At 60.1% G+C, this 25,681-nt stretch carries 24 protein-coding genes; 14 read left to right on the forward strand and 10 right to left on the reverse strand.

The window, feature by feature from the left end; genetic code table 11:
• Positions 1–207 precede the first annotated feature (207 nt).
• Both argF and AACY30_RS24230 read left to right on the forward strand, forming a co-directional pair.
• Complete coding sequence (argF, locus tag AACY30_RS24225; protein ID WP_339541234.1) at positions 208–1,128, forward strand: ornithine carbamoyltransferase; 921 nt, start codon at positions 208–210, stop codon at positions 1,126–1,128.
• Complete coding sequence (locus AACY30_RS24230; protein WP_339541235.1) at positions 1,125–2,234, forward strand: ABC transporter ATP-binding protein; 1,110 nt, start codon at positions 1,125–1,127, stop codon at positions 2,232–2,234. Before argF ends, AACY30_RS24230 begins: the two co-directional genes overlap by 4 nt.
• A gap of 44 nt (positions 2,235–2,278) precedes the next feature.
• Here AACY30_RS24230 and ybaK read toward each other — a convergent pair whose 3' ends face one another.
• The gene (gene ybaK, locus AACY30_RS24235; protein WP_049709756.1) at positions 2,279–2,749 is read right to left on the reverse strand and encodes a Cys-tRNA(Pro) deacylase; all 471 of its coding nucleotides are present in this window, start codon (positions 2,747–2,749) and stop codon (positions 2,279–2,281) included.
• 327 nt (positions 2,750–3,076) lie between these two features.
• Here ybaK and AACY30_RS24240 point away from each other — a divergent pair, with 327 nt between their 5' ends.
• The 11 genes from AACY30_RS24240 to AACY30_RS24290 all read left to right on the forward strand — a co-directional run bounded on the left by AACY30_RS24240 (position 3,077) and on the right by AACY30_RS24290 (position 15,356).
• The gene (locus AACY30_RS24240) at positions 3,077–3,934 is read left to right on the forward strand and encodes an MIP/aquaporin family protein (RefSeq protein ID WP_049709757.1); all 858 of its coding nucleotides are present in this window, start codon (positions 3,077–3,079) and stop codon (positions 3,932–3,934) included.
• Between the two features lie 76 nt (positions 3,935–4,010).
• Entirely contained in the window at positions 4,011–5,516 is a 1,506-nt protein-coding gene (glpK, locus tag AACY30_RS24245; protein WP_339417846.1) for a glycerol kinase GlpK, read from the forward strand.
• A gap of 95 nt (positions 5,517–5,611) precedes the next feature.
• Positions 5,612–6,367 carry a DeoR/GlpR family transcriptional regulator gene (locus AACY30_RS24250; RefSeq protein WP_339417845.1) on the forward strand — a complete coding sequence of 252 codons (756 nt, stop codon included), beginning with the start codon at positions 5,612–5,614 and terminating at the stop codon, positions 6,365–6,367.
• A gap of 184 nt (positions 6,368–6,551) precedes the next feature.
• Entirely contained in the window at positions 6,552–8,090 is a 1,539-nt protein-coding gene (gene glpD / locus AACY30_RS24255; protein WP_339541236.1) for a glycerol-3-phosphate dehydrogenase, read from the forward strand.
• 304 nt (positions 8,091–8,394) lie between these two features.
• A complete protein-coding gene (locus tag AACY30_RS24260; RefSeq protein ID WP_339417842.1) occupies positions 8,395–9,321 on the forward strand; it encodes a glutamate/aspartate ABC transporter substrate-binding protein in 927 nt (308 codons plus the stop codon).
• A 193-nt stretch (positions 9,322–9,514) separates the two neighbouring features.
• A complete protein-coding gene (locus AACY30_RS24265) occupies positions 9,515–10,261 on the forward strand; it encodes an amino acid ABC transporter permease (protein ID WP_065872525.1) in 747 nt (248 codons plus the stop codon).
• Positions 10,261–10,932, forward strand: coding sequence for an amino acid ABC transporter permease (locus AACY30_RS24270; RefSeq protein ID WP_339417840.1), 672 nt, complete (start codon positions 10,261–10,263; stop codon positions 10,930–10,932). Before AACY30_RS24265 ends, AACY30_RS24270 begins: the two co-directional genes overlap by 1 nt.
• The gene (locus AACY30_RS24275; RefSeq protein WP_049709764.1) at positions 10,929–11,663 is read left to right on the forward strand and encodes an amino acid ABC transporter ATP-binding protein; all 735 of its coding nucleotides are present in this window, start codon (positions 10,929–10,931) and stop codon (positions 11,661–11,663) included. The genes AACY30_RS24270 and AACY30_RS24275 overlap by 4 nt, the downstream gene beginning before the upstream one ends.
• A gap of 107 nt (positions 11,664–11,770) precedes the next feature.
• Entirely contained in the window at positions 11,771–13,672 is a 1,902-nt protein-coding gene (locus AACY30_RS24280; protein WP_339469323.1) for a sensor histidine kinase, read from the forward strand.
• Complete coding sequence (locus AACY30_RS24285) at positions 13,669–15,018, forward strand: sigma-54-dependent transcriptional regulator (RefSeq protein WP_339469322.1); 1,350 nt, start codon at positions 13,669–13,671, stop codon at positions 15,016–15,018. Before AACY30_RS24280 ends, AACY30_RS24285 begins: the two co-directional genes overlap by 4 nt.
• A complete protein-coding gene (locus tag AACY30_RS24290) occupies positions 15,018–15,356 on the forward strand; it encodes a GlpM family protein (RefSeq protein WP_339541237.1) in 339 nt (112 codons plus the stop codon). The genes AACY30_RS24285 and AACY30_RS24290 overlap by 1 nt, the downstream gene beginning before the upstream one ends.
• 32 nt (positions 15,357–15,388) lie before the next feature.
• On the opposite strand, the gene AACY30_RS24295 is transcribed toward AACY30_RS24290, so the two are convergent.
• The 6 genes from AACY30_RS24295 to AACY30_RS24320 form a co-directional block, all read right to left on the reverse strand.
• Positions 15,389–16,786 (reverse strand): sigma-54-dependent transcriptional regulator, encoded by a 1,398-nt coding sequence (locus tag AACY30_RS24295; RefSeq protein WP_339541238.1) that lies wholly within the window; start codon positions 16,784–16,786, stop codon positions 15,389–15,391.
• Entirely contained in the window at positions 16,776–18,545 is a 1,770-nt protein-coding gene (locus tag AACY30_RS24300; RefSeq protein ID WP_339541239.1) for a sensor histidine kinase, read from the reverse strand. Before AACY30_RS24300 ends, AACY30_RS24295 begins: the two co-directional genes overlap by 11 nt.
• Complete coding sequence (locus tag AACY30_RS24305) at positions 18,545–19,669, reverse strand: GNAT family N-acetyltransferase (protein ID WP_339541240.1); 1,125 nt, start codon at positions 19,667–19,669, stop codon at positions 18,545–18,547. The genes AACY30_RS24300 and AACY30_RS24305 overlap by 1 nt, the downstream gene beginning before the upstream one ends.
• An 85-nt stretch (positions 19,670–19,754) precedes the next feature.
• Positions 19,755–20,663, reverse strand: coding sequence for an alpha/beta hydrolase (locus AACY30_RS24310; RefSeq protein WP_339541241.1), 909 nt, complete (start codon positions 20,661–20,663; stop codon positions 19,755–19,757).
• Positions 20,660–22,054 (reverse strand): aspartate aminotransferase family protein, encoded by a 1,395-nt coding sequence (locus AACY30_RS24315; RefSeq protein WP_049709772.1) that lies wholly within the window; start codon positions 22,052–22,054, stop codon positions 20,660–20,662. Before AACY30_RS24315 ends, AACY30_RS24310 begins: the two co-directional genes overlap by 4 nt.
• Positions 22,047–22,751 carry an MtnX-like HAD-IB family phosphatase gene (locus AACY30_RS24320; RefSeq protein ID WP_339469317.1) on the reverse strand — a complete coding sequence of 235 codons (705 nt, stop codon included), beginning with the start codon at positions 22,749–22,751 and terminating at the stop codon, positions 22,047–22,049. Before AACY30_RS24320 ends, AACY30_RS24315 begins: the two co-directional genes overlap by 8 nt.
• 228 nt (positions 22,752–22,979) lie before the next feature.
• Between AACY30_RS24320 and AACY30_RS24325 the strand changes: the two genes are divergently transcribed.
• Complete coding sequence (locus tag AACY30_RS24325) at positions 22,980–23,750, forward strand: MipA/OmpV family protein (protein ID WP_339541242.1); 771 nt, start codon at positions 22,980–22,982, stop codon at positions 23,748–23,750.
• A gap of 34 nt (positions 23,751–23,784) precedes the next feature.
• Here the strand turns inward: AACY30_RS24325 and AACY30_RS24330 are convergent, their stop codons facing one another.
• The 3 genes from AACY30_RS24330 to AACY30_RS24340 are packed head-to-tail and all read right to left on the reverse strand — an operon-like array spanning position 23,785 to position 25,483.
• Entirely contained in the window at positions 23,785–24,189 is a 405-nt protein-coding gene (locus tag AACY30_RS24330; RefSeq protein ID WP_339417821.1) for an EamA family transporter, read from the reverse strand.
• Positions 24,186–24,566, reverse strand: coding sequence for a transporter (locus AACY30_RS24335; protein ID WP_065872537.1), 381 nt, complete (start codon positions 24,564–24,566; stop codon positions 24,186–24,188). The genes AACY30_RS24330 and AACY30_RS24335 overlap by 4 nt, the downstream gene beginning before the upstream one ends.
• Positions 24,563–25,483, reverse strand: coding sequence for an arginase (locus AACY30_RS24340; protein WP_339469313.1), 921 nt, complete (start codon positions 25,481–25,483; stop codon positions 24,563–24,565). Before AACY30_RS24340 ends, AACY30_RS24335 begins: the two co-directional genes overlap by 4 nt.
• Positions 25,484–25,681 lie beyond the last annotated feature (198 nt).

The raw sequence follows: 25,681 nt of genomic DNA on the forward strand, positions 1-25,681 counted from the left end.
TCTGGAATTCATCTTCAAAAGCGCCTTGGCGCCCTGCTTGAACGCCCTTTAAAACCGTAGCCCTATTGGTAAGACGCGACATTTAATTATAAGATCGCGCCTTCCCCTATTTCGTCGCCCCGTGCGGCTTTCGCCGCAGGTCTCGCCCGTTGTCACAATAAACAAGGCTTTGAGTATCTGCGGTCTGTTGCAAAAAGGTAGTTAATGATGAGCGCAAGGCACTTTCTCTCCCTGATGGATTGCACGCCCGAAGAGCTGGTCAGCGTGATCCGTCGAGGCATTGAGCTTAAAGACCTGCGTAACCGCGGCGTACTGTTCGAGCCTTTGAAAAACCGCGTGCTCGGGATGATTTTCGAGAAGTCATCAACCCGCACCCGCGTGTCTTTCGAAGCCGGCATGATTCAACTGGGTGGCCAGGCCATCTTCTTGTCCTCGCGCGACACCCAGTTAGGGCGTGGCGAGCCGATCGCCGACAGCGCGAAGGTAATGTCGAGCATGCTCGACGCCGTGATGATCCGTACCTTTGCCCACAGTACCGTGACCGAATTTTCCGCCAACTCCCGCGTACCGGTGATCAACGGCCTGTCCGATGACCTGCACCCGTGCCAGTTGCTGGCCGACATGCAAACCTTTCTCGAACACCGTGGCTCGATTCAGGGCAAGACCGTGGCGTGGATCGGCGACGGCAACAACATGTGCAACAGTTATATAGAAGCGGCGATCCAGTTCGACTTCCAATTGCGCGTTGCCTGCCCGGAAGGCTATGAGCCTGATGCGCGCTTCCTGGCGCAGGCCGGTGACCGCGTGACCCTGGTTCGCGACCCGCGTGACGCGGTGATCGGCGCGCACCTGGTGAGCACCGACGTCTGGACCTCCATGGGCCAGGAAGACGAAACCACCAAGCGCCTGGCCCAGTTCGCCCCGTATCAAGTGAACCGCGCCCTGCTCGACCTGGCCGCCCCCGACGTGTTGTTCATGCACTGCCTGCCGGCGCACCGTGGCGAAGAAATCAGCCTTGACCTGCTTGACGATCCGCGCTCGGTCGCCTGGGACCAGGCCGAGAACCGCCTGCATGCGCAAAAAGCCCTGCTCGAGTTGCTCGTCCCGCCGTCGTACCACCACGCATGAGCCAGCCATTACTGCTGAACCTGCGCAATCTGGCATGCGGCTATCAAGATCAACGGGTGGTGCAGAACCTCAACCTGCACCTGAATGCCGGCGATATCGGTTGCCTGTTAGGCTCTTCGGGCTGCGGCAAGACCACGACGTTGCGCGCCATTGCCGGGTTTGAGCCGGTGCACGAGGGTGAAATCAGCCTGGCGGGCGAAGTGATCTCCAGTGCCGGGTTCACTCTGGCGCCGGAGAAACGCCGCATCGGCATGGTGTTCCAGGACTACGCACTGTTTCCTCACCTCAGCGTGGCTGACAACATCGCCTTCGGCATTCGCAAGCACCCGCAACAAGACCGCGTGGTCTCTGAGTTGTTGGAACTGGTGAACCTGAAAAACCTGGGCAAGCGCTTTCCTCATGAGCTTTCCGGCGGCCAACAACAACGCGTCGCTCTCGCCCGTGCTTTGGCGCCGGAGCCGGCACTGTTATTGCTGGACGAACCCTTCTCCAACCTGGATGGCGAGTTGCGACGCAAGCTCAGCCACGAGGTGCGGGATATCCTCAAGGCACGCGGCACCAGTGCGATTCTGGTGACCCATGATCAGGAGGAAGCCTTCGCGGTCAGCGATCAGGTCGGTGTTTTCAAGGAGGGCCGCCTTGAGCAGTGGGACACGCCCTACAACCTCTATCACGAACCGCAGACGCCATATGTCGCCAGCTTTATCGGCCAGGGTTACTTCATTCGTGGCCAGTTAAGTTCGCCGGAATCGGTGAGCACCGAACTCGGCGAGCTACGCGGCAACCGCGCCTACACCTGGCCTACCGGCGGTGCGGTGGATGTGCTGCTGCGCCCGGATGACATCGTCTACGCGCCAGACAGCGCGCTGAAAGCGCAGATCGTCGGCAAGACGTTCCTGGGGGCGTCTACCTTGTACCGCCTGCAACTTCCGACGGGCGCGCAATTGGAGTCGATTTTCCCCAGCCACGCCGACCATCAGGTGGGGGCGGATGTGGGGATTCGGGTTGCGGCTGAGCATCTGGTGTTATTTCAGGCGTCAGGGAGTACGGCGGCGCAAATCCCTAAAGTCGAATCCGGCGTACGCCGCTACAGCCCTGCGCACTGAATAACTGACGAAACCGGCTTGATTTCAGGCGCTTCAAAATAGATTCAGGCCCGGCCAATCGGCGCGAATTTAGCCTGGGTATGCTCAGCCAGCACCGCCGCTGGCAATTCCACTTCCAGCCCCCTTCTACCCGCGCTCACAAAAATGGTCGCGAACGGCTGCGCCGTCACATCGATAAACGTGCGCAACCGCTTCTTCTGCCCCAACGGGCTGATGCCGCCTAACAAGTAACCCGTAGAGCGCTGCGCCGCTGCCGGGTCGGCCATTTCGACTTTTTTCACCCCGGCAGCGTGCGCCAGCCCTTTCAGGTCGAGACTTCCGACGACCGGCACCACCGCCACCAACAATTCGCCTTTCTCACTGCTCGCCAGCAAGGTCTTGAACACCTGCGCCGGGTCGAGGCCCAACTTCTCCGCGGCCTCCAGCCCATACGAAGCCGCCTTGGGGTCATGTTCGTAACTGTGGATACGATGTTCGGCGCGAACTTTTTTCAACAAATCCAATGCAGGCGTCATGGTGTCTCCGGGCATGGCAAACAGATGGCCGATTCTAGGCCAAGCCCACGCAAAAGGCTCTAGTACGCCGACTCTTAAGGTACACACGCAAGATGACAAGCGTGATCATTCACCAGACCAATAGTTTGAAAGTGACTGACAGTTCACTTTCGACCTTTGACAGCGGTCATTCTTGTCTATATTTTTTCGTTTCCGAATGCTGTAGGAATAGCTCCGCAGTATTCAAGCAGTAAGCCGTGTCCGGGATGGGGATCCTTGCCACGGTGAAAATCGCGCAATAACCCGTTGAGGTTGTGCGCCAGACAAGAACAACAACTGAGGTTTTCCATGACAACTGCTCTTCAACAGCCTTCACTTTCGAGCCAATGTATGGCCGAGTTCCTGGGGACTGCGCTTCTTATCTTCTTCGGTACGGGATGTGTCGCTGCGCTCAAGGTCGCGGGTGCCAGCTTTGGCTTGTGGGAGATCAGTATCATCTGGGGGGTGGGCGTCAGTATGGCGATCTACCTGAGCGCCGGCATTTCCGGGGCGCACCTGAACCCCGCCGTCAGTATTGCACTGTGCATTTTCGCCGACTTCGACAAACGTAAACTGCCCTTCTATATCCTCGCCCAGATCGCCGGCGCCTTCTGCTCGGCCGCCTTGGTGTACACCCTCTACAGCAACCTGTTTTTCGATTACGAACAAACCCACCATATGGTCCGTGGCACGCAAGCCAGCCTGGAACTGGCGTCGGTGTTCTCCACCTACCCCCATGCGCTACTGAGCACCGCCCAGGCCTTCCTGGTGGAAATGGTCATCACCGCGATCCTGATGGGCGTGATCATGGCCCTCACCGATGACAACAACGGCCTGCCACGCGGCCCGCTGGCCCCGCTGCTGATCGGCCTGCTGATCGCCGTGATCGGCAGTGCCATGGGCCCGCTGACCGGCTTCGCGATGAACCCGGCGCGGGATTTCGGGCCCAAGCTGATGACCTTTTTCGCCGGCTGGGGTGAAATGGCCTTTACCGGTGGCCGCGATATTCCTTACTTCCTAGTACCGATTTTCGCGCCGATTGTTGGCGCATGCCTAGGTGCTGCAGCGTATCGCGGGCTGATTGCCCGTCACCTGCCAAGCGCCGCACCTGCTATAGCTGAAGAAACACCTGACACGGCTGTCAACGGCAAAACCCGTATTTCCTGATCACGCCAGCCTGGCCGCTCCTGCCCTTTTGCAGCCAGGCTGACTACCGACTTTCTTATTTCCCAAGGCATTCGACATGACCGATATTCAGAATAAGAACTACATCATCGCCCTTGACCAGGGCACCACCAGCTCCCGCGCGATCATCTTTGATCGTGACGCCAACGTGGTCTGCACCGCCCAGCGTGAGTTCACTCAGCACTACCCACAGCCGGGCTGGGTCGAGCATGACCCGATGGAAATCTTCGCCACCCAGAGCGCGGTGATGGTCGAGGCCCTGGCCCAGGCCGGCCTGCACCATGATCAGGTCGCCGCCATCGGCATCACCAACCAGCGTGAAACCACCGTGGTGTGGGACAAAGTCACCGGTCGCCCGATCTACAACGCCATCGTCTGGCAATGCCGCCGCAGCACCGAGATTTGCCAGCAACTCAAGCGCGACGGCCATGAGCAATACATTAATGACGCCACCGGCCTGGTCACCGACCCGTACTTCTCCGGCACCAAGCTCAAGTGGATCCTCGACAATGTCGAAGGCAGCCGCGAGCGTGCGCGCAACGGCGAGCTGCTGTTCGGTACCATCGACAGCTGGCTGATCTGGAAATTTACCGGCGGCAAAACCCACGTCACCGACTACACCAACGCCTCGCGTACCATGCTTTTCAACATCCACACCCTTGAGTGGGATGCGAAGATGCTGGAGATCCTCGACGTGCCGCGCGAAATGCTGCCGGAAGTGAAGTCGTCGTCGGAAATCTACGGCCGCACCAAAAGCGGCATCGCTATCGGCGGTATCGCCGGCGACCAGCAGGCTGCACTGTTCGGTCAGATGTGCGTTGAAGCAGGCCAGGCCAAGAACACCTACGGCACTGGCTGCTTCCTGCTGATGAACACCGGCGACAAAGCGGTGAAATCCCAGCACGGCATGCTTACCACCATCGCCTGCGGCCCGCGTGGCGAAGTGGCCTACGCCCTGGAAGGTGCCGTGTTCAACGGCGGCTCCACCGTGCAATGGCTGCGTGACGAGCTGAAGATTATTGCCGATGCCACCGACACCGAATACTTCGCCAGCAAGGTCAAGGACAGCAACGGCGTGTACCTGGTCCCGGCGTTCACCGGCCTGGGCGCGCCGTACTGGGACCCGTATGCCCGCGGCGCCCTGTTTGGCCTGACCCGCGGCGTACGCGTGGATCACATCATTCGTGCGGCCCTGGAGTCGATTGCCTACCAGACCCGCGACGTACTTGACGCCATGCAACAAGACTCGGGCGAACGCCTCAAAGCCTTGCGTGTGGACGGCGGCGCGGTCGCCAACAACTTCCTGATGCAGTTCCAGGCCGATATCCTCGGCACCCAGGTCGAGCGCCCGCAGATGCGCGAGACCACCGCATTGGGCGCCGCGTACCTGGCAGGCCTGGCCTGCGGCTTCTGGGGCAGCCTGGATGAATTGCGCGGCAAGGCGGTGATCGAACGCGAATTCGAACCACAGTTGGACGAAGTCGCCAAGGAGAAGCTCTACGCCGGCTGGCAAAAAGCGGTAAGCCGTACCCGCGACTGGGAACCGCACGAAGGCGCTGAATAAGCCAAGCGCCGTATCCATATAGGGTTGTAACTGGCAGGGAGCGGATTCCTGCGTCATCATGGGCCACTTTTGTATGGCAGCCCAAAGGACGCCCCATGAATCTGCCTCCCCGCCAACAACAAATCCTCGAACTGGTCCGCGAACGCGGCTATGTCAGCATCGAGGAAATGGCGCAGCTATTCGTTGTCACCCCGCAAACCATCCGCCGCGATATCAACCAACTGGCGGACGCCAATCTGCTGCGCCGCTACCACGGCGGCGCGGCCTATGATTCCAGTGTCGAAAACACCGCGTACGCCATGCGTGCCGACCAGATGCGCGACGAGAAACAGCGCATCGGCGAAGCCATCGCGGCGCAAATCCCCGATCACGCCTCGCTGTTCATCAATATCGGCACCACTACCGAATCCATCGCCCGTGCGCTGCTCAACCACAACCACCTGAAAATCATCACCAACAACCTCAACGTCGCCACCATGCTCAGCGCCAAGGACGACTTCGACGTGCTGTTGACGGGCGGTAATGTGCGCCGTGACGGCGGCGTGGTGGGCCAGGCGAGTGTCGACTTCATCAACCAGTTCAAGGTCGACTTTGCCTTGGTGGGTATCAGCGGTATCGATGAAGATGGCAGCTTGCTCGACTTTGACTACCAGGAAGTGCGGGTTTCCCAGGCGATTATCGCCAATGCGCGCAAGGTCATCCTGGCGGCCGACTCCAGCAAATTCGGGCGCAACGCCATGATTCGCCTGGGGCCGATCAGTCTGGTGGATTGTCTGGTGACCGATCAGCAGCCGGTGCCGGCGCTGGTGCAGTTGTTGAATGAGCATAAGGTTCAGTTGGAAGTCGTCTAGGTTCTCGTTCCCACGCTCCGCGTGGGAACTATCAGCGGTTATGTTCACAAATTTTCCTTTACCCGCCCTTCGATGAGTTTTTTCAATCGAAGTCAGGTGGCTGTGCGCGCGTTTATCCGCTACTATTTTCGCAAATGAACATTAATGTTCGAATTCCAATACGAAAAGATCGCGAGGCCAGCCGATGAACCCTTCTACCTTGCCTGCTCCACCGCTTGCCGAAGTCTATGACGTTGCCGTTATAGGCGGCGGAATCAATGGCGTCGGCATTGCAGCAGACGCAGCCGGTCGCGGTTTGTCGGTTTTCCTTTGCGAAAAGGATGACCTGGCCAGCCACACCTCTTCCGCTAGCAGCAAGCTGATCCACGGTGGCCTGCGCTACCTTGAACATTACGAGTTCCGCCTGGTGCGCGAAGCGTTGGCCGAACGCGAAGTGCTGCTGGCCAAGGCCCCGCACATCGTCAAGCAGATGCGTTTCGTGTTGCCGCACCGCCCGCACCTGCGTCCGGCATGGATGATCCGCGCCGGCCTGTTCCTGTACGACAATCTCGGCAAGCGCGAAAAGCTCGCCGGCTCGAAAAGCCTCAAGTTCGGCCCGGACAGCCCACTGAAAAGCGAAATTACCAAAGGCTTCGAGTACTCCGATTGCTGGGTCGATGACGCTCGCCTTGTCGTCCTAAACGCCATGGCCGCCCGCGAAAAAGGCGCGCACATCCATACCCAGACCCGTTGCGTCAGCGCCCATCGCAGCAAGGGCCTGTGGGAAATGAACATGGAACGCGCCGATGGCAGCCTGTTCTCGATCCGTGCCCGCGCACTGGTCAACGCCGCTGGCCCATGGGTGGCCAAGTTCATCAAGGATGACTTGAAACTGGATTCGCCCTACGGCATCCGTTTGATCCAGGGCAGCCACCTGATCGTGCCGAAACTCTACGAAGGTGCTCACGCGCACATCCTGCAGAACGAAGACCAGCGCATCGTTTTCACCATTCCGTACCTGAACCACCTGACCATCATCGGCACCACTGACCGCGAATACACGGGCGACCCGGCTGCAGTTGAGATCACCGAAGGTGAAACCGACTACATGCTCCAGGTGGTCAACGCACACTTCAAGAAGCAACTGAGCCGCGACGACATCCTCCATACCTACTCTGGCGTTCGCCCACTGTGCAACGACGAGTCGGACAACCCGTCGGCCATTACCCGCGACTACACGCTGGCGCTGTCCGGCGGCACGGGCGAGGCACCGATCCTGTCGGTGTTTGGCGGCAAGCTGACCACCTATCGCAAGCTCGCCGAATCGGCGATGGCGCAACTGGCACCGTATTTCACCCAGATGCGCCCGAGCTGGACCGCCAAGGCCAGCCTGCCTGGCGGCGAGGACATGAGCACGCCAGAAGCCTTGGCCGAAGCCATTCGCAACAAATTCGACTGGGTGCCGAGTGAAATCGCCCGCCGTTGGTCCACTACTTATGGCAGCCGCACATGGCGCTTGCTGGAAGGCGTGCAATCGATGGCTGACCTTGGCGAGCACCTGGGCGGCGGCCTGTATACCCGAGAAGTCGATTACCTGTGTGCTGAAGAGTGGGTGACCCAGCCTCAAGACATACTGTGGCGTCGTACCAAGCTGGGCCTGTTCACCACTGCGCAAGAACAGGAGAACGTGCAGCGTTATCTGTCCAAGGTCGAGCAGAACCGCAGCAAGATTGAAGCGGCCTGACTGCCAATAACGAACAAAGCCCCTGCACCGTGAGGTCCAGGGGCTTTGTTTTGCATTCGGTTTTCCGAACGCGACAGCCAACCCTATTCGGTTTGCCGGACCCAGAAGTAAGATTTTTCCCGACACATAAAGTTAATTTCCATACAAATCAAAGCTTTAAGCTTTTAGCGCTGGTCTGGCACGACTCATGCTCTACACTCTTGGACGATTGCCTGAGACGCCTCAGGAGCCGTCACGGGCATTCGCTGTACAAGAGAGCCGTTTAGCCGGCTTCATAAAAAAAACAAATGTCGAGGAAGTATTGATGCGCATCGTTCCCCATATTCTGGGCGCAGCTATCGCTGCTGCTCTGATCAGCACTCCAGTTTTCGCCGCCGAACTCACCGGCACGCTGAAGAAGATCAACGACTCCGGCACCATCACTCTCGCTCACCGCGACAGCTCCATTCCGTTTTCCTACATCGCGGATGGTTCGGGCAAACCAGTGGGCTACTCCCACGACATTCAGCTGGCCGTCGTCGAGCAACTGAAAAAAGACCTGAACAAACCCGACCTGAAGGCCAAGTACAACCTGGTCACTTCGCAAACCCGTATTCCGCTGATCCAGAACGGCACCGCGGACCTCGAGTGCGGCTCCACCACCAACAATGCCGAACGCGCCCAACAAGTTGATTTCACCGTCAACATTTTCGAAATCGGCACCCGTCTGCTGGTCAAGAAAGACAAGGATGGCAAGCCGAGCTACGCCGACTTTGCTGATCTGAAAGGCAAGAACGTCGTGACCACCGCTGGCACCACGTCCGAGCGCATCATCAAATCGATGAACGCTGACAAGCAAATGGGCATGAACATCATCTCCGCCAAAGACCACGGCGAATCCTTCCAGATGCTGGAAAGCGGCCGTGCCGTTGCCTTCATGATGGACGACGCCCTGCTGGCCGGTGAAGAAGCCAAGGCCAAGAAGCCGGACGACTGGGTCATCACCGGTACTCCACAGTCCTTCGAAGCCTATGCCTGCATGGTGCGTAAAGACGACCCGGCCTTCAAAAAGGCTGTCGATGACGCCATCGTCGCCCTGTACAAATCCGGCGAGATCAACAAGATCTACAGCAAGTGGTTCGAGAGCCCGATCCCACCAAAAGGCCTGAACCTGAACTTCCCGATGAGCGACAAGGTTAAGGAGCTGATCGCTAACCCAAGCGACAAGCCAGCGCCTGACGTAAAAATCTAATACCTGACTAAGCTTATGTCCTGAGGGAGCCAACCCTCCCTCAGGCGTCTGTTACTACCTGCTGGCAATACATTGGAACACTCGACCTGGCGGTTTTCGAGCCGATCGTGTGTGCCTGGCGTTCACCGTCAGGCGGGAAAGGATCTTCCCCAAGCGGGTGCTTGTACATCGATCGATTTCGGGGGAGACCCTAATGAATTACAACTGGGACTGGAGCGTGTTCTTCAAGTCCACTGGCGTGGGCAGCGAGACTTATCTCGACTGGTACATCGCCGGTTTGGGCTGGACCATCGCCATCGCTGTCGTGGCATGGATTATCGCCTTACTGCTGGGGTCCATTCTGGGCGTCATGCGCACCGTGCCGAACCGTCTCGTAGCGGGCATTGCGACCTGCTATGTGGAACTGTTCCGTAACGTGCCGCTGCTGGTTCAGCTATTCATCTGGTATTTTCTGATACCCGACCTGCTGCCGCAGAACCTGCAAGACTGGTACAAACAAGACCTCAACCCGACCACTTCGGCTTACCTGAGCGTCGTCGTATGCCTGGGCCTGTTCACCGCCGCCCGAGTGTGTGAGCAAGTACGTACCGGTATTCAGGCACTTCCGCGTGGCCAGGAATCAGCTGCACGTGCCATGGGTTTCAAGCTGCCGCAGATCTACTGGAACGTGCTGCTGCCCCAAGCCTACCGGATCATCATTCCGCCGCTCACCTCGGAATTTCTCAACGTCTTCAAGAACTCCTCCGTGGCGTCCTTGATCGGCCTGATGGAACTGCTGGCACAAACCAAGCAAACCGCCGAGTTCTCGGCCAACCTGTTTGAGGCCTTCACCCTGGCCACGCTGATCTACTTCACCCTGAACATGAGCCTGATGCTGCTGATGCGCATGGTCGAGAAGAAAGTCGCGGTGCCCGGCCTGATCTCCGTGGGGGGTAAATAATGGACTTCGATTTCAGCGGCATCATCCCCGCCATCCCGGGCCTGTGGAACGGCATGGTCATGACCTTGCAGTTGATGGTCATGGGCGTGGTCGGCGGTATCGCACTGGGTACGGTCCTGGCGCTGATGCGCCTGTCGTCCAGCAAACTGCTGTCACGCCTCGCCGGCGCTTATGTGAACTACTTCCGCTCGATCCCGCTGCTGCTGGTGATCACCTGGTTCTACCTGGCGGTGCCGTTCGTGCTGCGCTGGATCACCGGCGAAGACACCCCGATCGGCGCGTTCGCCTCCTGCGTCGTGGCCTTCATGATGTTCGAAGCCGCGTACTTCTGCGAAATCGTGCGAGCCGGCGTGCAGTCGATCCCCAAGGGCCAGATGGCGGCGGCACAGGCAATGGGCATGAGCTATGGCCAGACCATGCGCCTGATCATCCTGCCCCAGGCGTTCCGCAAGATGACCCCGTTGCTGCTGCAACAGTCGATCATCCTGTTCCAGGACACCTCGCTGGTCTACACCGTGGGCCTGGTGGACTTCCTCAACTCCGCCCGCTCTAACGGCGACATCATCGGCCGCTCCAATGAGTTCCTGATCTTTGCCGGTGTCGTCTACTTCATCATCAGCTTTTCCGCCTCGCTGCTGGTCAAGCGTCTGCAAAAAAGGTTTGCCGTATGATCTCTATCAAGAACATCAACAAGTGGTATGGCGACTTCCAGGTGCTGACCGATTGCAGCACTGATGTCAAAAAAGGCGAAGTGATCGTGGTGTGCGGGCCGTCCGGCTCGGGCAAGTCCACCCTGATCAAGTGCGTCAACGCGCTGGAACCGTTCCAGAAGGGCGACATCGTGGTCGACGGCACCTCCATCGCCGACCCGAAAACCAACCTGCCGAAACTGCGTTCACGCGTGGGCATGGTGTTCCAGCACTTCGAACTGTTCCCGCACCTGACCATCACCGAGAACCTGACCATCGCGCAGATCAAGGTGCTTGGTCGCAGCAAGGAAGAAGCCACCAAGAAGGGCCTGCAATTGCTTGAGCGTGTGGGCCTGTCGGCGCACGCCCACAAGCACCCCGGTCAGCTTTCCGGCGGCCAGCAACAACGTGTGGCCATTGCCCGCGCCTTGGCCATGGACCCGATCGTCATGCTGTTCGACGAACCCACCTCAGCCCTCGACCCGGAAATGGTCAACGAAGTACTGGACGTGATGGTGCAACTGGCCCACGAAGGCATGACCATGATGTGCGTGACCCACGAAATGGGCTTCGCCCGCAAAGTGGCCGACCGCGTAATCTTCATGGACGCCGGCAAGATCATCGAAGACTGCCCGAAAGAAGAATTCTTCGGCGACATCAGCGCCCGCTCCGAACGCGCGCAGCACTTCCTTGAGAAAATCCTGCAGCACTAAGCATTACAGCGCTTTCACTGTAGAAACCGGATCCATTGTTGGAGCAAGCCCGCTCCCACAATGGACCGTACAGGCAGGCAAGCGCTGGTTGACCCAAGGCATCTGTGATGAAATGCGACCCCAACCAATTTCGCGCCGCACCGCCATCACTTGCCGTGAAACCTCGCCTGATCCGTCAACTGTTCCTGCCGCCGCTGATCATCGCCCTGATGATCGGACTGGGTTATATCGGTTTCTGGATCAGTGAGTACTACGGCATCCGCACCCTCAGCGATACCGGCGAACGCCAACTGGAACTGCATGCCCGCACCGTCGAAAGCGAACTAAGCAAATACACTTACCTGCCCAGCCTTCTGGAACTGGAGTCCAGCGTCTCCAAACTGCTGGCCGACCCAACCCAGGAAACCCGCAAGACCGTCAACGACTACCTCGAAGGCCTGAACCGACGCAGTCGCAGTCGGGCCATCTACGTGATGGACACCACCGGCCGCGTGCTGGCCACCAGTAACTGGCGCGATGCCGACAGTTACCAGGGTGAAGACCTGTCCTTTCGTGCCTACTTCCAGAACGCCGTGCGTGGTCAGCCCGGGCGGTTCTATGGCATCGGCAGCACCAACGGCGAACCCGGCTACTACCTGGCCCACGGCCTGGAAGAACACGGCAAAATCATCGGCGTCGCCGTGGTCAAAGTGCGCCTCGAAGCACTGGAGGAACGCTGGCAACGCGCGCGCCTCGAGGCCTTCGTCAGCGATGAGAACGGCATCATTATCCTTTCCAGCGACCCGGCCCGCCGCCTCAAGGCCGTGCGCCCGCTGAGCGATGACACCAAGGAGCGCCTGGCCCACAGCTTGCAATATTACTGGGCGACGTTGAACGAGCTGGAACCCCTGGCCCGCGAGCGCCTCAATGAAGGCACCGAGAAACTCACGTTCCCAGCCAACAGCGAAGTGGTGAACGACCAGCGCGAAGTCAGCTACCTGGCGCAAACCCGTCCGCTTAATGACACACCCTGGAATTTCACCCTGCTTACCCCACTCAACGACCTGCGTCGCGCCGCCATCAACCAGGGCATCCTGGTGGCGGTCGCGTTTGGCCTGGTGGCGTTTTTGCTGATTGCCTGGAATGAGCGGCGCAAAGTCATCGCCACCCGCCTCGCCGCGCGGGAAGCCCTGCAGGAAGCCAACAGCCAGCTGGAGCGTCGGATTGCCGAACGCACCGCCGACCTGCGCGCCAGCAACGAACGGCTCAAGGGCCAGATCCGCGAACGCCGCCAGGCCGAAGAAACCCTGCGCCGCGCCCAGGATGAACTGGTGCAGGCCGGCAAACTGGCGGCTATCGGCCAGATGTCCACCAGCATCGCCCACGAACTGAACCAGCCCCTGGCCGCCTTGCGCACCTTGTCCGGCAACACCGTGCGTTTCCTCGAGCGCGGCGCCCTGGACACCGCCAGCGCCAACCTCAAGACCATTAATGAACTGATCGACCGCATGGGCCGCATCACCGCCAGCCTGCGCTCCTTCGCCCGGCGCGGTGATGACCAGGGCGAAGCCAACCTCGCCAAAGCCGTGGACGCCGCGTTCCAGGTACTCGGCGCGCGCCTGGACGACCTGTCGCTGAGCGTGCACTGTGACTTTGTCCCCGCCCAACTGCAAATCGACCAGACGCGCCTGGAGCAGATCCTGGTCAACCTGATCGGCAATGCCCTCGACGCCATGCAGGCCCAACCTGCCCCCGAGCTGTGGCTGGACGGCAGCAGCAGCGAGGGCAAATATCGCCTGCACGTACGCGACAACGGCCACGGCATAGACGCCGAAGCGCGCAAACATTTGTTCGAACCGTTCTTCACCACCAAACCCGGCGAGCAAGGCCTGGGCTTGGGCCTGACGCTTTCCGCCAGCCTCGCGGCGGCCACCGGCGGCAACCTTGCCGTGGAGCATCCGGCCAGTGGTGGAACGGCCTTTGTCCTGAGCCTGCCGCTGGCGGGTGCTCAAAAAGCTGAGTCGACATGAATACAGACGCTACAGCCCCTAAAGACGACCTCACCGTGCTGATCGTCGAAGACGACCCCCATGTACTGCTCGGCTGCCAGCAAGCCCTGGCACTGGAAGACATCCACAGCGTCGGCGTGGGCAGTGCCGAAGAAGCCTTGAAGCGCATCGGCGAGAATTTCGCGGGCATTGTGATCAGCGACATCCGCTTGCCGGGCATTGATGGCCTGGAGCTGCTCACCCGCCTCAAGGCCCTGGATAAAAGCCTGCCGGTGGTGCTGATTACCGGGCATGGCGATATCTCCATGGCGGTCGGCGCGATGCGCAACGGCGCCTACGATTTCATGGAAAAACCCTTCTCCCCCGAACGCCTGGTGGACGTCGCCCGTCGCGCCCTGGAGCAGCGCGGGCTGGCGCGGGAAGTCTGGTCGTTGCGCCGTCAGCTGGCCGAGCGCGACGCCCTCGAGGGGCGCATCATTGGCCGCTCGCCCGCCATGCAGAACCTGCGCGAACTGATCGCCAACGTCGCCGACACCTCGGCCAACGTGCTGATCGAAGGCGAGACCGGCACCGGCAAGGAATTGGTCGCGCGCTGCCTGCACGATTTCAGCCGGCGCCATTCGCACCAGTTCGTCGCGTTGAACTGCGGCGGCTTGCCGGAGAACCTCTTCGAAAGCGAGATTTTCGGCCACGAAGCCAACGCCTTTACCGGCGCCGGCAAGCGCCGCATCGGCAAGATCGAGCACGCCCACGAAGGCACGTTGTTCCTTGATGAAGTGGAAAGCATGCCGATCAACCTGCAGATCAAACTGCTACGGGTGCTGCAGGAACGCACCCTGGAACGCTTGGGTTCGAACCAGAGCGTGGCAGTGGATTGCCGGGTGATCGCCGCCACCAAGTCCGACCTCGACGAATTGAGCCGCGCCAGTCAGTTCCGCAGCGACCTGTACTACCGCCTCAACGTGGTGACCCTTGAACTGCCGCCGCTGCGCGAACGCCGCGAAGACATCCTGCAGCTGTTCGAACATTTCCTGCAGCAATCATCCTTGCGCTTCGACCGTGCCGTGCCGGAGTTGGACAACCAGACCCTGTCGAACCTGATGAGCCACGACTGGCCCGGCAACGTGCGCGAACTGCGCAACGTCGCCGAACGCTTCGCCCTGGGCCTGCCCGCCTTCAAGAAAAGCGGCGCCAGCAGCGGTAACCATGGCCTGGCCTTTACCGAGGCGGTGGAGGCCTTCGAACGCAACCTGCTCAACGATGCCTTGCAACGCAGTGGCGGCAACCTGACCCAGGCCAGCCAGGAATTGGGGATGGCCAAGACCACCTTGTTCGATAAAGTTAAAAAGTACGGGTTGAGCCACTGATGGATCTATTCTTGAAAGCCGCTTTGGGCGCGGCAGTGGTGCTGATCCTGGCGGCGCTGGCCAAGACTAAGAACTATTACATCGCAGGGTTGGTACCGCTGTTTCCGACCTTTGCGTTGATCGCGCATTACATCGTCGGCAAGGGCCGCTCGGTGGACGATTTGAAGACCACCATCCTGTTCGGAATGTGGTCGATCATTCCGTATTTTGTGTATTTGGCGACGTTGTATGTGGTGGTGGATCGGATGCGGTTGGAGGCCTCTTTAGCCGTAGCGGCGATAGCGTGGTTGATGGCCGCAACCGTCCTGGTCAGCATCTGGGTACGCGTCCATTCCTGACAAAACACGGTCGAAATGTAGCTAACAGGGGATCAGCGTACGATCTTGTCGACTTGAATCCCCAGCTTCTTCAGGCGGTACCAAAAGCTCCTCTCGGATATTCCGATCTTCGCCGCCGCAGCAGCCTGCACACCACTACTCTCCTGCAATGCCGCCAGAATATAAGCTTTCTCCACCTCCGCCAGCGCCGCATCCAGGTCCTGGGGAATGCCCGGCCCCTCGCTGAGGATCGCCGCTACGCCGCCCTCGCTCGGCTTCGAGGCGAACAAATAACCCGGCAGGTCGATATCTTCGATCACGGGTGAGGCGGCCACGATGGTCGCGCGCTCCACGCAGTTCTGCAGCTCACGAATATTGCCCGGCCAGTGATACGCCGCCATGGCCTGCAACGCTTCGGCGCTGAAACCGGTAATGCGCTTGCCGGCCGTGGCGCTGAGGGTGTGGGCGAAGTGGCGAGCCAGGGGCGCGATGTCCTCCACACGCTCGCGCAAGGCCGGCAAAGGAATCGGGAACACGTTGAGGCGGTAATAAAGGTCTTCACGAAACTCTTTGTTAGCCACCGCCTCCAGCAGGTTCTTATTGGTGGCGGCGATCACCCGCACATCCACCTTGCGCTCGCGGGGGTCGCCCACCGGTTCGATCACCCGCTCCTGCAAGGCGCGCAGGATCTTGGCCTGTAACGCCAGGGGCATATCGCCCACTTCATCCAGAAACAATGTGCCTTTGTCGGCCTGCTGGAAGCGCCCTACCCGATCAGCCACGGCGCCGGTAAACGCGCCCTTGCGATGGCCGAACATTTCGCTTTCCAGCAAGCCTTCCGGGATCGCCGCGCAATTGACCGCCACGAACGGTTTGTCGGCCCGGCAGCCGTGTTTGTGGATGGCGCGGGCGACCATTTCCTTGCCGGTGCCGCTTTCACCCGTCAATAGGATGGTGGCGCTGCTGTCACGCACCGAGTCCACCGCTTGCAGCACCTTGCGAAACGCCGGGCTGTCGCCCACCAGGCTGTCGAACTGTGCGTGCTCATCCAGCTCGGCACGCAGGCGTGCGTTGTCGCGCATGATGTCGCGAAATTGCAGGGCCTTGGCCACGGTGATGTCCAGCTCGTCGATATCGAACGGCTTGGCGATGTAGTCGTAGGCGCCGTTGCGCATCGACTGCACGGCGTTTTTCACCGTGCTGTAGGCAGTCATCACAATCACCGGCACGTGCGGGTAGCGCACCTTGATCTCGGCCAGCAGCGCCGGCCCGTCCATGCCGGGCATGCGCCAATCGCTGATCACCAAGTCGATGTCTTCCTGCTCCAGCACCTTGAGCGCGTGCAGGCCGTTGCCGGCGACAAACACCTGCACCTCGTTCTGGCCCAGGGCCGAGGCAAGCAGGTCGCAGAGCTTGGGTTCGTCGTCGACTACCAGAATGTTATGCGTCATGACTGTCCTCGTCGTCTTCGCCCATTGCCGGAATGTACAGGCTGAACGTGGCGCCGGCATCTTTCTCGCTGGCACATTCGATGCTGCCGTCGTGACTTTCCATAATCGAATAGACTTTAGCCAGGCCCAGGCCGGTGCCGGAAGCCTTGGTGGTGACGAATGGCGTGAAGATACGCTCGACCATTTCCGCCGCAATACCCTGGCCGGTGTCGGCGATGCTGATCACCGTATTTTCGCCCACGGCGCGAATGCCCAGGGTCAGGCGTCCGCCTTCGGGCATTGCGTCGATGGCGTTGAGAATCAGGTTGAGGCACGCCTGCTTGAGCTGCTTGGCATCCGCGTAGATCGTCGCCCCCGGCGCCTGGTCGTCGATGTGTGCATCGATGTTATGGGTGGCCAATTCCGGGCCGCAGAAGCCGAGGATTTCCTCCACCAAGGGTCGCGTTGGCTGCAGCACGCGCAACGGTGGGTTGGGCTTGGCAAAGTCGAGAAACTCGGTGATCAGGTCGTTGATGCGGCTGACTTCACTGATCACGTATTCCAGGTGACGCTTGTCGGTTTCCGCCAGGTCAGCGCGACGGTGCAGCAGTTGCGTCGCCGTCTTGATGATCCCCAGCGGGTTGCGGATCTCGTGAGCCAGGCCCATGGCGACTTCACCCAAGGCATGCAGGCGATCACGCCGACGCAACTGGGCTTCAAGGTGATGCAACTCGCCCAGACGCTCGGTCATGTGGTTGAAGGTGCTGCTCAACTGCGCCAGCTCGTCGCCGCCGCTGACCTCCACGCGGTGCGCGTAGTCGCCGGAAATCACCGCGTTAACACCTTGGGACAGGTCGCGCAAAGGCTTGGTCAGGCGTCGCGACACCAACACCCCGGCCGCCAACGACAGCGCCGAACTGAGCAGGAAGATCAGCACGAACAGATTACTCTGGTTCACCAGCCCGACCAGGCTGGTGTGGCGCAGCAGGCCGCTGAAAATCACGCCTTGCAAGTCACCGGCATCATTGAAGATCGGCCAGTACAAACCGCTGTAGTTATTGGTGAACTGCTCGCTGGGCTGCCGGGTGGCGCGCATCGCGGTTTCAACGCTCTTGGGGATGCGCGAAGGGTGATCCTCAAACCGTTGGGTCGAGAAAATCTCGGAGAAACCGTCCGGGTTGGCCAGGTACAGGCGCAGGTCGAGGGAATGCACATCGGCCACGCTGGTGAGGAAACTGCTGTCCAGGTAAGTCCCGACCAGCAGCTCGTAATCAACGCCGTCCTGCGAGGTATCGAACGTCGAGACCACGATGCCGGTAGACACGCCCTCCACCTGCACAGTCTGCAACACCGTATTTTTGGCCAGGCTGATCTGCTTGACGATGTCGGATGCGGCGGTACTGAACACGACTTTTTGGTCACTGGTGCGAATCAACGCTACCACGTCGATATCAGTGGCATCGGCAATGTCGGCGGTCAGCCGGTCGTGTTTGGCGGCTTGCTTGTTCTCAGGCGGGCTGGTGTAGCGCAGGAACAATTTGGCCATGCGCGCGTTGTCATGAAGGATATCGCCGATCTCGTCCTTGACGATCTTGGTGGATTCCTGCAGCCAGATGCGCACGTTGCTGTCGAAGATCTGCGACAACGTAGTGGCGGCCAACTCCGCCGCGATCATGGTCGGGATCACACTGACCAACCAGAACGCCAGCACCAGCTTGCGCTGGACGCTCCAGCGCGAAATGGCAAAGGGGCGGGCTTTCTGGCGGGTCTTGGTGATCATCAGGTTTCGCTTATCGCAGCAGCCATGGCGGGGTCGGAACGGTCCGGTCGAATAAACACTTTTACAAGCTTGAGCAGGCCATTGACCAGCCGGTTGCGGTGGCGGAAAAACACACGGTTACCCTGGAACTCACAGCCCAGGCGCAGCTTACTGGCATACCCGGCCTGCCCACACTCATACAACGCAATATTATTCTGAATACAGTAGTCGACGTTGGTCAGCCAACTACGGAAGTACAGGTTGTAGTCGCGGGTGAACTCGACGTCATGCCCGAAAAACTTGTCCACCAGCCGTTGTTCGTCCACCAGCATCAGGTTGAACGCCACCAGTCGCTCGTCTACCCAGTAAAGAACACAGACCGCGCGCTGATCAAGCCGTTCGAGCACGCCGGTGAAGTAGCCGGCAGGCAGCCGTTCGAACTGCAACTCGGCGCGTGTCAGCGTGGCTTCGTACAGGCGCATGACTTCGGGCAGCACGTCGTCGATATTGCGCCGCCACTCCACCCGCGGCCCCGGCGCGCGCAGTTTGCGGCGCAGGTCCTTGCGGGTGGATTTGCCCAGCGAGCCGAGGTAAGCATCTACCGATCCATAAGGCAGCGGCAACACGCCGGTGGGCAGGCTCGGCATGCTTTGAAAGCCTGCCGCCCGGCAAGTCTCAAGCCAATAGGGGTCTCTGCTCGGCGCGTCCTTGACCGCCACCAGGCCGATACCAACGTCATCGGCATCCCGGCGCGCGGCTTCCAGCAGGTGCTTGAGCATCATCGGGCGGCGCGCATCCGCCACGCCACTGGCGAAACCCACGTCGCAACGTTCGGCCACCGGAGAGCCGAGGGCATACAACCCCAACTGCAAAAACCCGGGCCACAGCCGTTCTACACGCTCGGTCAGGCGCTTGCCGGCGCCCGATACCGTGGTGTCGAGGCGATAATGAGTAATGAACGCGGCGGCCACTGCCACCAGCGTGCCATTTTCGTAGACCGCCAGGTAACGCCACTGAAAATCATCGATAGCGGCGTTTTCCACGGCGACGTAATAGTCCCAGTCTTCCAGTGCTCCCGGGAAACAGTCGTTCCAGGCACTGCGCTGGATGGCCCGGATGGTTGGAAAGGCTTGGGTGGTAATCACGTATTCCCCTTATTTCTTTGGCGAACGCCGATCCAATGTGGGAGCTGTCGAGCCCCAGCGAGGCTGCGATAGCATCACCTCGGTTTCACTGATAGACCGAGGCGCCTGCATCGCAGCCTCGCTTAAGCTCGACAGCTCCCACAACGACCCGATTTGGCAGAACATAATGCGTGTGCTGTTCGATGAACTCGGCACTCAACTCGATCACCCGGCGGTATTGCAGGTCGACGGTGATCATGTGGTAGCAGTTGTCCAACAGAATCTTGGTCACCGGCCCGCCCAAGTGGCGCTCCACGTAATCGGCGTTCCAGCGGCTGGTGATGTCGTCCTCGATGGAATGCAACACCAGCGCGGGTACGTTGATCGATGGCATGCGCTTTTTGACCACGGCGTTCATCCAGTGCAATTCACGCACGGTCACGCCCTCCATCGTCAACAAACCCGCTTCGCTGCTTTCGCCCTCTTTCATCTGCCGTTCAACGATGGCCCGCAGGCGTTCGTTCTTGATGCCGTAGGGCGGTTTCTCGGTAAAGCGGAACAGGCGCACGCCGAATGGAATACGGATCAGCAACGGCGTGATGAACGCCATTTTGCTGATGCTCCAGCCGTCGTACTTGAGCGTGGTGGAGTACATCAGCAAGCCGGCGACCTGGCCTGGATGCTCCGACGCCAGGTACATCGACATCACCGCGCCCATCGACAAACCACCGACAAACACCTGCTCGTGCCGCTGTTTCACACCGACGAAGGTCTTGCGCACCCCTTCGTACCAGTCGCGCCAGCCAGTGGCTTGCAGGTCGCTGTTGTCACCGCAATGCCCGGCCAGGGTGGGCACATACACCGTGCAATTGCCCGCCTTGGCGAGGCCCTTCGCGACCTGGCGCAACTCCGTCGGGGTGCCGGTCAGGCCGTGGATCAACAGGACCCCGACCGGACCTTCACCGAGAACGAAACCGGCAGAACCTTCACCGAGGTCGATCTCTGCCTGGCTCACCGGTTGGTCGCCCGCACCAGCAGTTGTTCAAGCAACTTCAGGCCCAGTTCGATTTCCGGGTAGCTGATTTCCAGGGACGGTGCCAGGGTGATCACGTTTTTGTAGTAACCGCCTACGTCGAGGATCAGGCCGAGTTTCTGGCCATCTACGACCATGTCGCCTTTCATGCCTTCTTCGACCATGTAGTCCAGGGTCGCCTTGTCTGGCGTGAAACCGTCCGGGCCGCAGATTTCGCAGCGCAGGGCCAAGCCCAGGCCGTCGACGTCGCCGATGATCGGGAAACGTTTCTGCAGGTCTTGCAGGCCTTCGAGGAAAAACTTGCCCTTGGCCATGACCATCGCGCCGTAGTCGACTTCGTTGGTCATCTTGAACATTTCCAGACCTACCGCCGTGCCCAACGGGTTGGAGGCAAAGGTGGAGTGGGTCGAGCCTGGTGGGAAGATCTTCGGGTTGATCAATTCTTCACGGGCCCAGATGCCACCCAGCGGGTTGAGGCCGTTGGTCAGCGCCTTGCCAAAGACGATCACGTCCGGCTGCACGTCGAAGTGCTCGATCGACCACAGTTTGCCGGTGCGATAGAAACCCATCTGGATTTCGTCGGAGACCATCAAAATGCCGTGCTGATCCAGCACATGCTTAAGTTCGCGGTAAAAGTTCATCGGCGGGATCACGTAGCCGCCGGTGCCCTGGATCGGCTCGACGTAGAACGCTGCGTATTCACACTGATTGGTTTTTGGGTCCCAGACGCCGTTGTATTCGGTCTCGAACAAGCGCGCGAATTGCTGCACGCATTGGCTGCCGTATTCTTCCTTGGTCATGCCTTTAGGGCCGCGGAAGTGGTACGGGAACGGAATGAAGTTGGCGCGTTCACCAAAGTGGCCGTAGCGGCGACGGTAGCGGAAGCTCGAGGTAATCGACGACGCGCCGAGCGTACGGCCGTGGTAGCCGCCTTCGAAGGCGAACATCAGGCTCTTGCCGTTGGACGCGTTACGCACCACCTTCAGGGAGTCTTCGATGGACTGCGAACCGCCCACGTTGAAGTGCACGCGACCGTCGAGGCCGAACTTCTTCTTGGCGTCCACCGCGATCATTTCCGACAGCTCGATCTTGCCCTTGTGCAGGTACTGGCTGGCGATTTGCGGCAGGGTGTCGATCTGCTGTTTCAGCGCATTGTTCAGGCGCGGGTTGGCATAACCGAAGTTGACAGCCGAGTACCACATTTGCAGGTCGAGGTAGGCCTGGTCTTCGGTGTCCCACACGTAGGAGCCTTCGCAACGGCTGAAAATACGCGGCGGCTCGATGTAGTGAACGGTGTCGCCGTAGGAGCAGTATTTGGCTTCTTTATCCAGAAGGATCTGGTCTTCGGCGGTAGCAATACGGATATCAGACATGGTGGAAGAGTTCCTGATTGTCGGAAGAGGTGTTGAAGGTGGTGGCGTTGGCGGCGATGCCTTGTGGCAGCAGCGCCAGCAATGCAGGCACTTCGGCAAAGCTGTCGAAGCGCGCGTGAGGGATGTTGTTGGACACGCAGTAGTCGGCAAGGCTGCCCTTGGCGAAGACAAAGTCGGCGGTGGAGGCCACGCACATGTCGGACTTGCCGTCGCCGATCACCAGCACGCGCTTGTGGCGTGGGGTGGATTTGCACTTGCAGTTGCCGGACGCGGCACGGCAGGCGTCGCTGGCGTACGGGAAGTCGATGCGCCAGCTGTTCTGGTCGACCTGGCGCAGGCGGTTGGCGAGGATCGGCAGCAAGCTCACGTAGTTGCGCGAGAGGATCCGCGCGATGCCCTGCTCGATGCCGTCGCTGACCACTTCGATGGACGCGCCCAGGCCGATCACGTGATCGACGAAGTCCGGGAAGTCCGGGTCAATCTCCACGCTGTCGAAATACGCCAGCAGTTCGGAGGGCGTCGCCTTGATCAGCGCCAGTTGGCGGCTCAGGCATTCGCGTGAACCGATGTGCCCATCCAGCCATTCCTGTTCGATGGTTTCCCACTCGGGGCCGGCGAAGCGTTGGAGGACGTTGTCGATGACATCGGTGGGAGTAATGGTCCCGTCGAAGTCACACACGATATGCCAGTGGATCATCTACGTTTACCTTGTAAGGGCGCGCTCAGTGCGCTTGCACAAGGGGTAGAGCAGAGAGTGTGCCAACTGGCCGGCGCCCAGCAGGGCCGGGGCTTTGCCTGATATTCCAAGGCAATATGTGTCGTGCAAGCTACAATTTTTGTAGCTTGCTACAAACAAGATGAGTGCTTGCGTACAGGAGGCCCATCGCGCGTTCATGCGTGCCTGTCCAGACGAGGAAACGGCTCCATGCTCAAGGCTACTTCTGCTGTATTCGCCGGTTTACTGGGGCTGTGTGGCTTCTCCAGCACGGTCCGGGCCGATGCAGTCACCGGCGAAGTGGGCGCGGGCTTCAGCTACCAGCCCCACGACCCCAGCGGCAGCCGCTATGAAACACGGCCCGTGCCGTACCTGGATCTGGACTGGGGCAGTGTCAGCCTGAGCACCGATGACGGCTTGACCTGGAGCGCGCTGAACACCAACGGTCTCACTGCCGGCCCCTATATCAATTACCTGCAAGGACGCACCTCCAATGGCTCGCTGCAAGGTTTGCGCAATGTATCGGACATGGCTGAGGTAGGCGGCTTCATCCAGTACGCGCCCGCCGACTTCTGGCGCATTTATGCCCGGTTGGGCCAGGCCGTGGGCGGCGGGCATTCGCAAAGCGGCGCGCTGGGCAAGCTCGGTGGCGAACTCGGGTACCCACTGGGCGGCGGGATCATCGGCAGCACCGGCCTGGCGGCGAACTTCGCCGACGCGCGCCAGACCCAGACGTATTTTGGGGTAGATGCCAATGAATCCGCGGCCTCCGGGATTCGCCCGTACAACGCCAGTGGTGGTTTCCAGAACGTCACGCTGACCCAGAGTTTCGAGTTCCCGCTGGACGCAAAATGGTCGCTGCTGACCAGTGCCAGTTGGGTGCATTTGGTGGGCTCAGCGGCGGACAGCAGCATCGTCAAGCAAACCGGCGACGTGAACCAGGGCCAGGTGCAGACGGCGATCAGTTACAAATTCGATTAATTCCGTAGCAACTGTCGAGAGAGTGGGAGAAACCTCAGTTCTCTTCGCCTTCGGCCAACAGCGCAATCCCGCCAATAATCACCGCCACCCCCACCCAGTGCAGCGGGCTGATATGTTCCCCCAGCCCCAGCCACGAACCGAGCAACACCACCACAAACACCAGTGAACTCAGCGGGAACGCCAGGGACAGACTGCTGCGCCGCAGGATCAGCATCCACACGAAGAACGCGCCGATGTAGCAGGCTATGGCCGCCAGAATGCCTGGGTTGCGGGCCACCTCACCCAGCCACTGCCAGTTGAAATCCATCTGCCCCAATTGATTACCGGCCACTTTGGTAAACAACTGGCCAGCGCTTTCGGTACAGATCAGCAAGGCCCACAACACCACGGTGCCGAAGCGCCCGTGCAGCCATCCGGTATTCATCGTTTGCGTACTCATGCCTGACTCCCTGCAATGGCCACCAACATCACACCCAGCGTAATCACCAGCGTGCCCATCCAACGGCGGCGGCTGACGGTTTCGCCCAGCACCACCTTGCCCGCCAGTACCACCCCGCAATAAGCCAGCGCCGCCGCTGGAAACAACAGGCTCAAAGGCGCACGCGACAGGGCTTCAAGCCAGACGAAAAACTCGACGACATAGGCGCCGATCCCGGCCCACAGCAACGGCGCATTAAACACCTGGCCCCAGAACGCGTTCAGGCGGAAACCGCCGTCCAGCTCGGGTAAACGGTCCAGGCCGAGCTTGAAACACAGTTGGCCGATCACATCGAGCACGATGGAAAACGCCACCAGCAACACCACAGTCAACGTCACGCAAACAGCTCCTCAAACAGGTCGATCAGGGCTTCATTGGTCGCCGCATTGCGCTGCAGATCCTCTGCGCTCCAGCGCTCGGGCGGTGGCTGGTCGGACTTGGCCTCCCAGCGCTTGAACGCATTGCTGAACGCCGGTGTGGCGAACTCGCCGCACACGTCGATACCGATGATGCGTTTGCGCGCCGCCAACGCCCGCAGGGCTTGCAGCAGGTGGGTCAAGCGCATGCCGCCCTGGTCCCAGTTGGTGGCCGCGTCTTCGCTGGCCAGCACATCCTTGTCGAGGGTGATCCAGATCGCTTCGGTGGGCAGGCTGCTGATCATCTGATCGAGGAAAGCGGCCCAGTCCAGCTCAGCCAGGTTGCGCCAATGCAGGTGGTCTTCGCGCTGCTGATGGCCGGCGCCATCCCCCACCCGGCCCCAGACTTTCGACGGCGGATGCTGCCAGGGAAACAGCTGCAAGTGCCCGCGCTTGAGCGCCCCGAGGTTGCCGCCACGCAGTTGTGGGTTATGCAGGTCATCGCTGCACGGGCCTAGGGTGACGATGCGTTTGATCGCCGGCATTTTCAGCGCACGGTTGACCCAGGAGCCACAGTGACGCTTGGGCGCAAAGCGTACCCAGTCGGGGTGGTTATCGAAGTGGATGAGGCTGATGGGTTCTTTCAAGTCGGCGAGAAACGCCGGCGTCAGGTGGTGATAATCGCCGGAGCCGACAAACAGGATTTCCGGCCGCGCATCCTTAGGCCGAGGCCGCAGGGCCAGGCGTTCAGCGAAGCGCTTCCAGGTTTTTTCGGTAGACCACAGGCGCAGCTTGGGGCCCAGGTCCAGCAGGTCGATACGCGTAGCACGGCCGCTGGCCAAACGCCGGGCAATCGGCGCCTGGCCGGTGAGGCTGTGGTCGAGGTCAAGAATGTTCAAGGCAGTGTTCCCCTAGGGCTTTAGGGGGTCAATGCAAGGGACGGGCCAGCGTTTATCTCAAGAACGACACAGATCAAAATGTGGGAGCTGGCTTGCCTGCGATGGCGGCCTCTGGGCTGACCATGCGGTGTGGTTGGAATGAGTACATATCCATTTCTGCGGTAACGGCTACTTAGGGTTTCGCCCTTACGGCGAGTC

The sequence above is a fragment of the Pseudomonas sp. RA_5y_Pfl1_P24 genome (assembly GCF_963970945.1).
GTDB lineage: Bacteria > Pseudomonadota > Gammaproteobacteria > Pseudomonadales > Pseudomonadaceae > Aquipseudomonas > Aquipseudomonas tritici.

Coding starts and splice junctions, on each gene's coding strand:
- argF (WP_339541234.1), top strand. CDS start 208: ATGAGCGCAAGGCACTTTCTCTCCCTGATGGATTGCACGCCCGAAGAG.
- AACY30_RS24230 (WP_339541235.1), top strand. CDS start 1,125: ATGAGCCAGCCATTACTGCTGAACCTGCGCAATCTGGCATGCGGCTAT.
- ybaK (WP_049709756.1), bottom strand. CDS start 2,749: ATGACGCCTGCATTGGATTTGTTGAAAAAAGTTCGCGCCGAACATCGT.
- AACY30_RS24240 (WP_049709757.1), top strand. CDS start 3,077: ATGACAACTGCTCTTCAACAGCCTTCACTTTCGAGCCAATGTATGGCC.
- glpK (WP_339417846.1), top strand. CDS start 4,011: ATGACCGATATTCAGAATAAGAACTACATCATCGCCCTTGACCAGGGC.
- AACY30_RS24250 (WP_339417845.1), top strand. CDS start 5,612: ATGAATCTGCCTCCCCGCCAACAACAAATCCTCGAACTGGTCCGCGAA.
- glpD (WP_339541236.1), top strand. CDS start 6,552: ATGAACCCTTCTACCTTGCCTGCTCCACCGCTTGCCGAAGTCTATGAC.
- AACY30_RS24260 (WP_339417842.1), top strand. CDS start 8,395: ATGCGCATCGTTCCCCATATTCTGGGCGCAGCTATCGCTGCTGCTCTG.
- AACY30_RS24265 (WP_065872525.1), top strand. CDS start 9,515: ATGAATTACAACTGGGACTGGAGCGTGTTCTTCAAGTCCACTGGCGTG.
- AACY30_RS24270 (WP_339417840.1), top strand. CDS start 10,261: ATGGACTTCGATTTCAGCGGCATCATCCCCGCCATCCCGGGCCTGTGG.
- AACY30_RS24275 (WP_049709764.1), top strand. CDS start 10,929: ATGATCTCTATCAAGAACATCAACAAGTGGTATGGCGACTTCCAGGTG.
- AACY30_RS24280 (WP_339469323.1), top strand. CDS start 11,771: ATGAAATGCGACCCCAACCAATTTCGCGCCGCACCGCCATCACTTGCC.
- AACY30_RS24285 (WP_339469322.1), top strand. CDS start 13,669: ATGAATACAGACGCTACAGCCCCTAAAGACGACCTCACCGTGCTGATC.
- AACY30_RS24290 (WP_339541237.1), top strand. CDS start 15,018: ATGGATCTATTCTTGAAAGCCGCTTTGGGCGCGGCAGTGGTGCTGATC.
- AACY30_RS24295 (WP_339541238.1), bottom strand. CDS start 16,786: ATGACGCATAACATTCTGGTAGTCGACGACGAACCCAAGCTCTGCGAC.
- AACY30_RS24300 (WP_339541239.1), bottom strand. CDS start 18,545: ATGATCACCAAGACCCGCCAGAAAGCCCGCCCCTTTGCCATTTCGCGC.
- AACY30_RS24315 (WP_049709772.1), bottom strand. CDS start 22,054: ATGTCTGATATCCGTATTGCTACCGCCGAAGACCAGATCCTTCTGGAT.
- AACY30_RS24320 (WP_339469317.1), bottom strand. CDS start 22,751: ATGATCCACTGGCATATCGTGTGTGACTTCGACGGGACCATTACTCCC.
- AACY30_RS24325 (WP_339541242.1), top strand. CDS start 22,980: ATGCTCAAGGCTACTTCTGCTGTATTCGCCGGTTTACTGGGGCTGTGT.
- AACY30_RS24330 (WP_339417821.1), bottom strand. CDS start 24,189: ATGAGTACGCAAACGATGAATACCGGATGGCTGCACGGGCGCTTCGGC.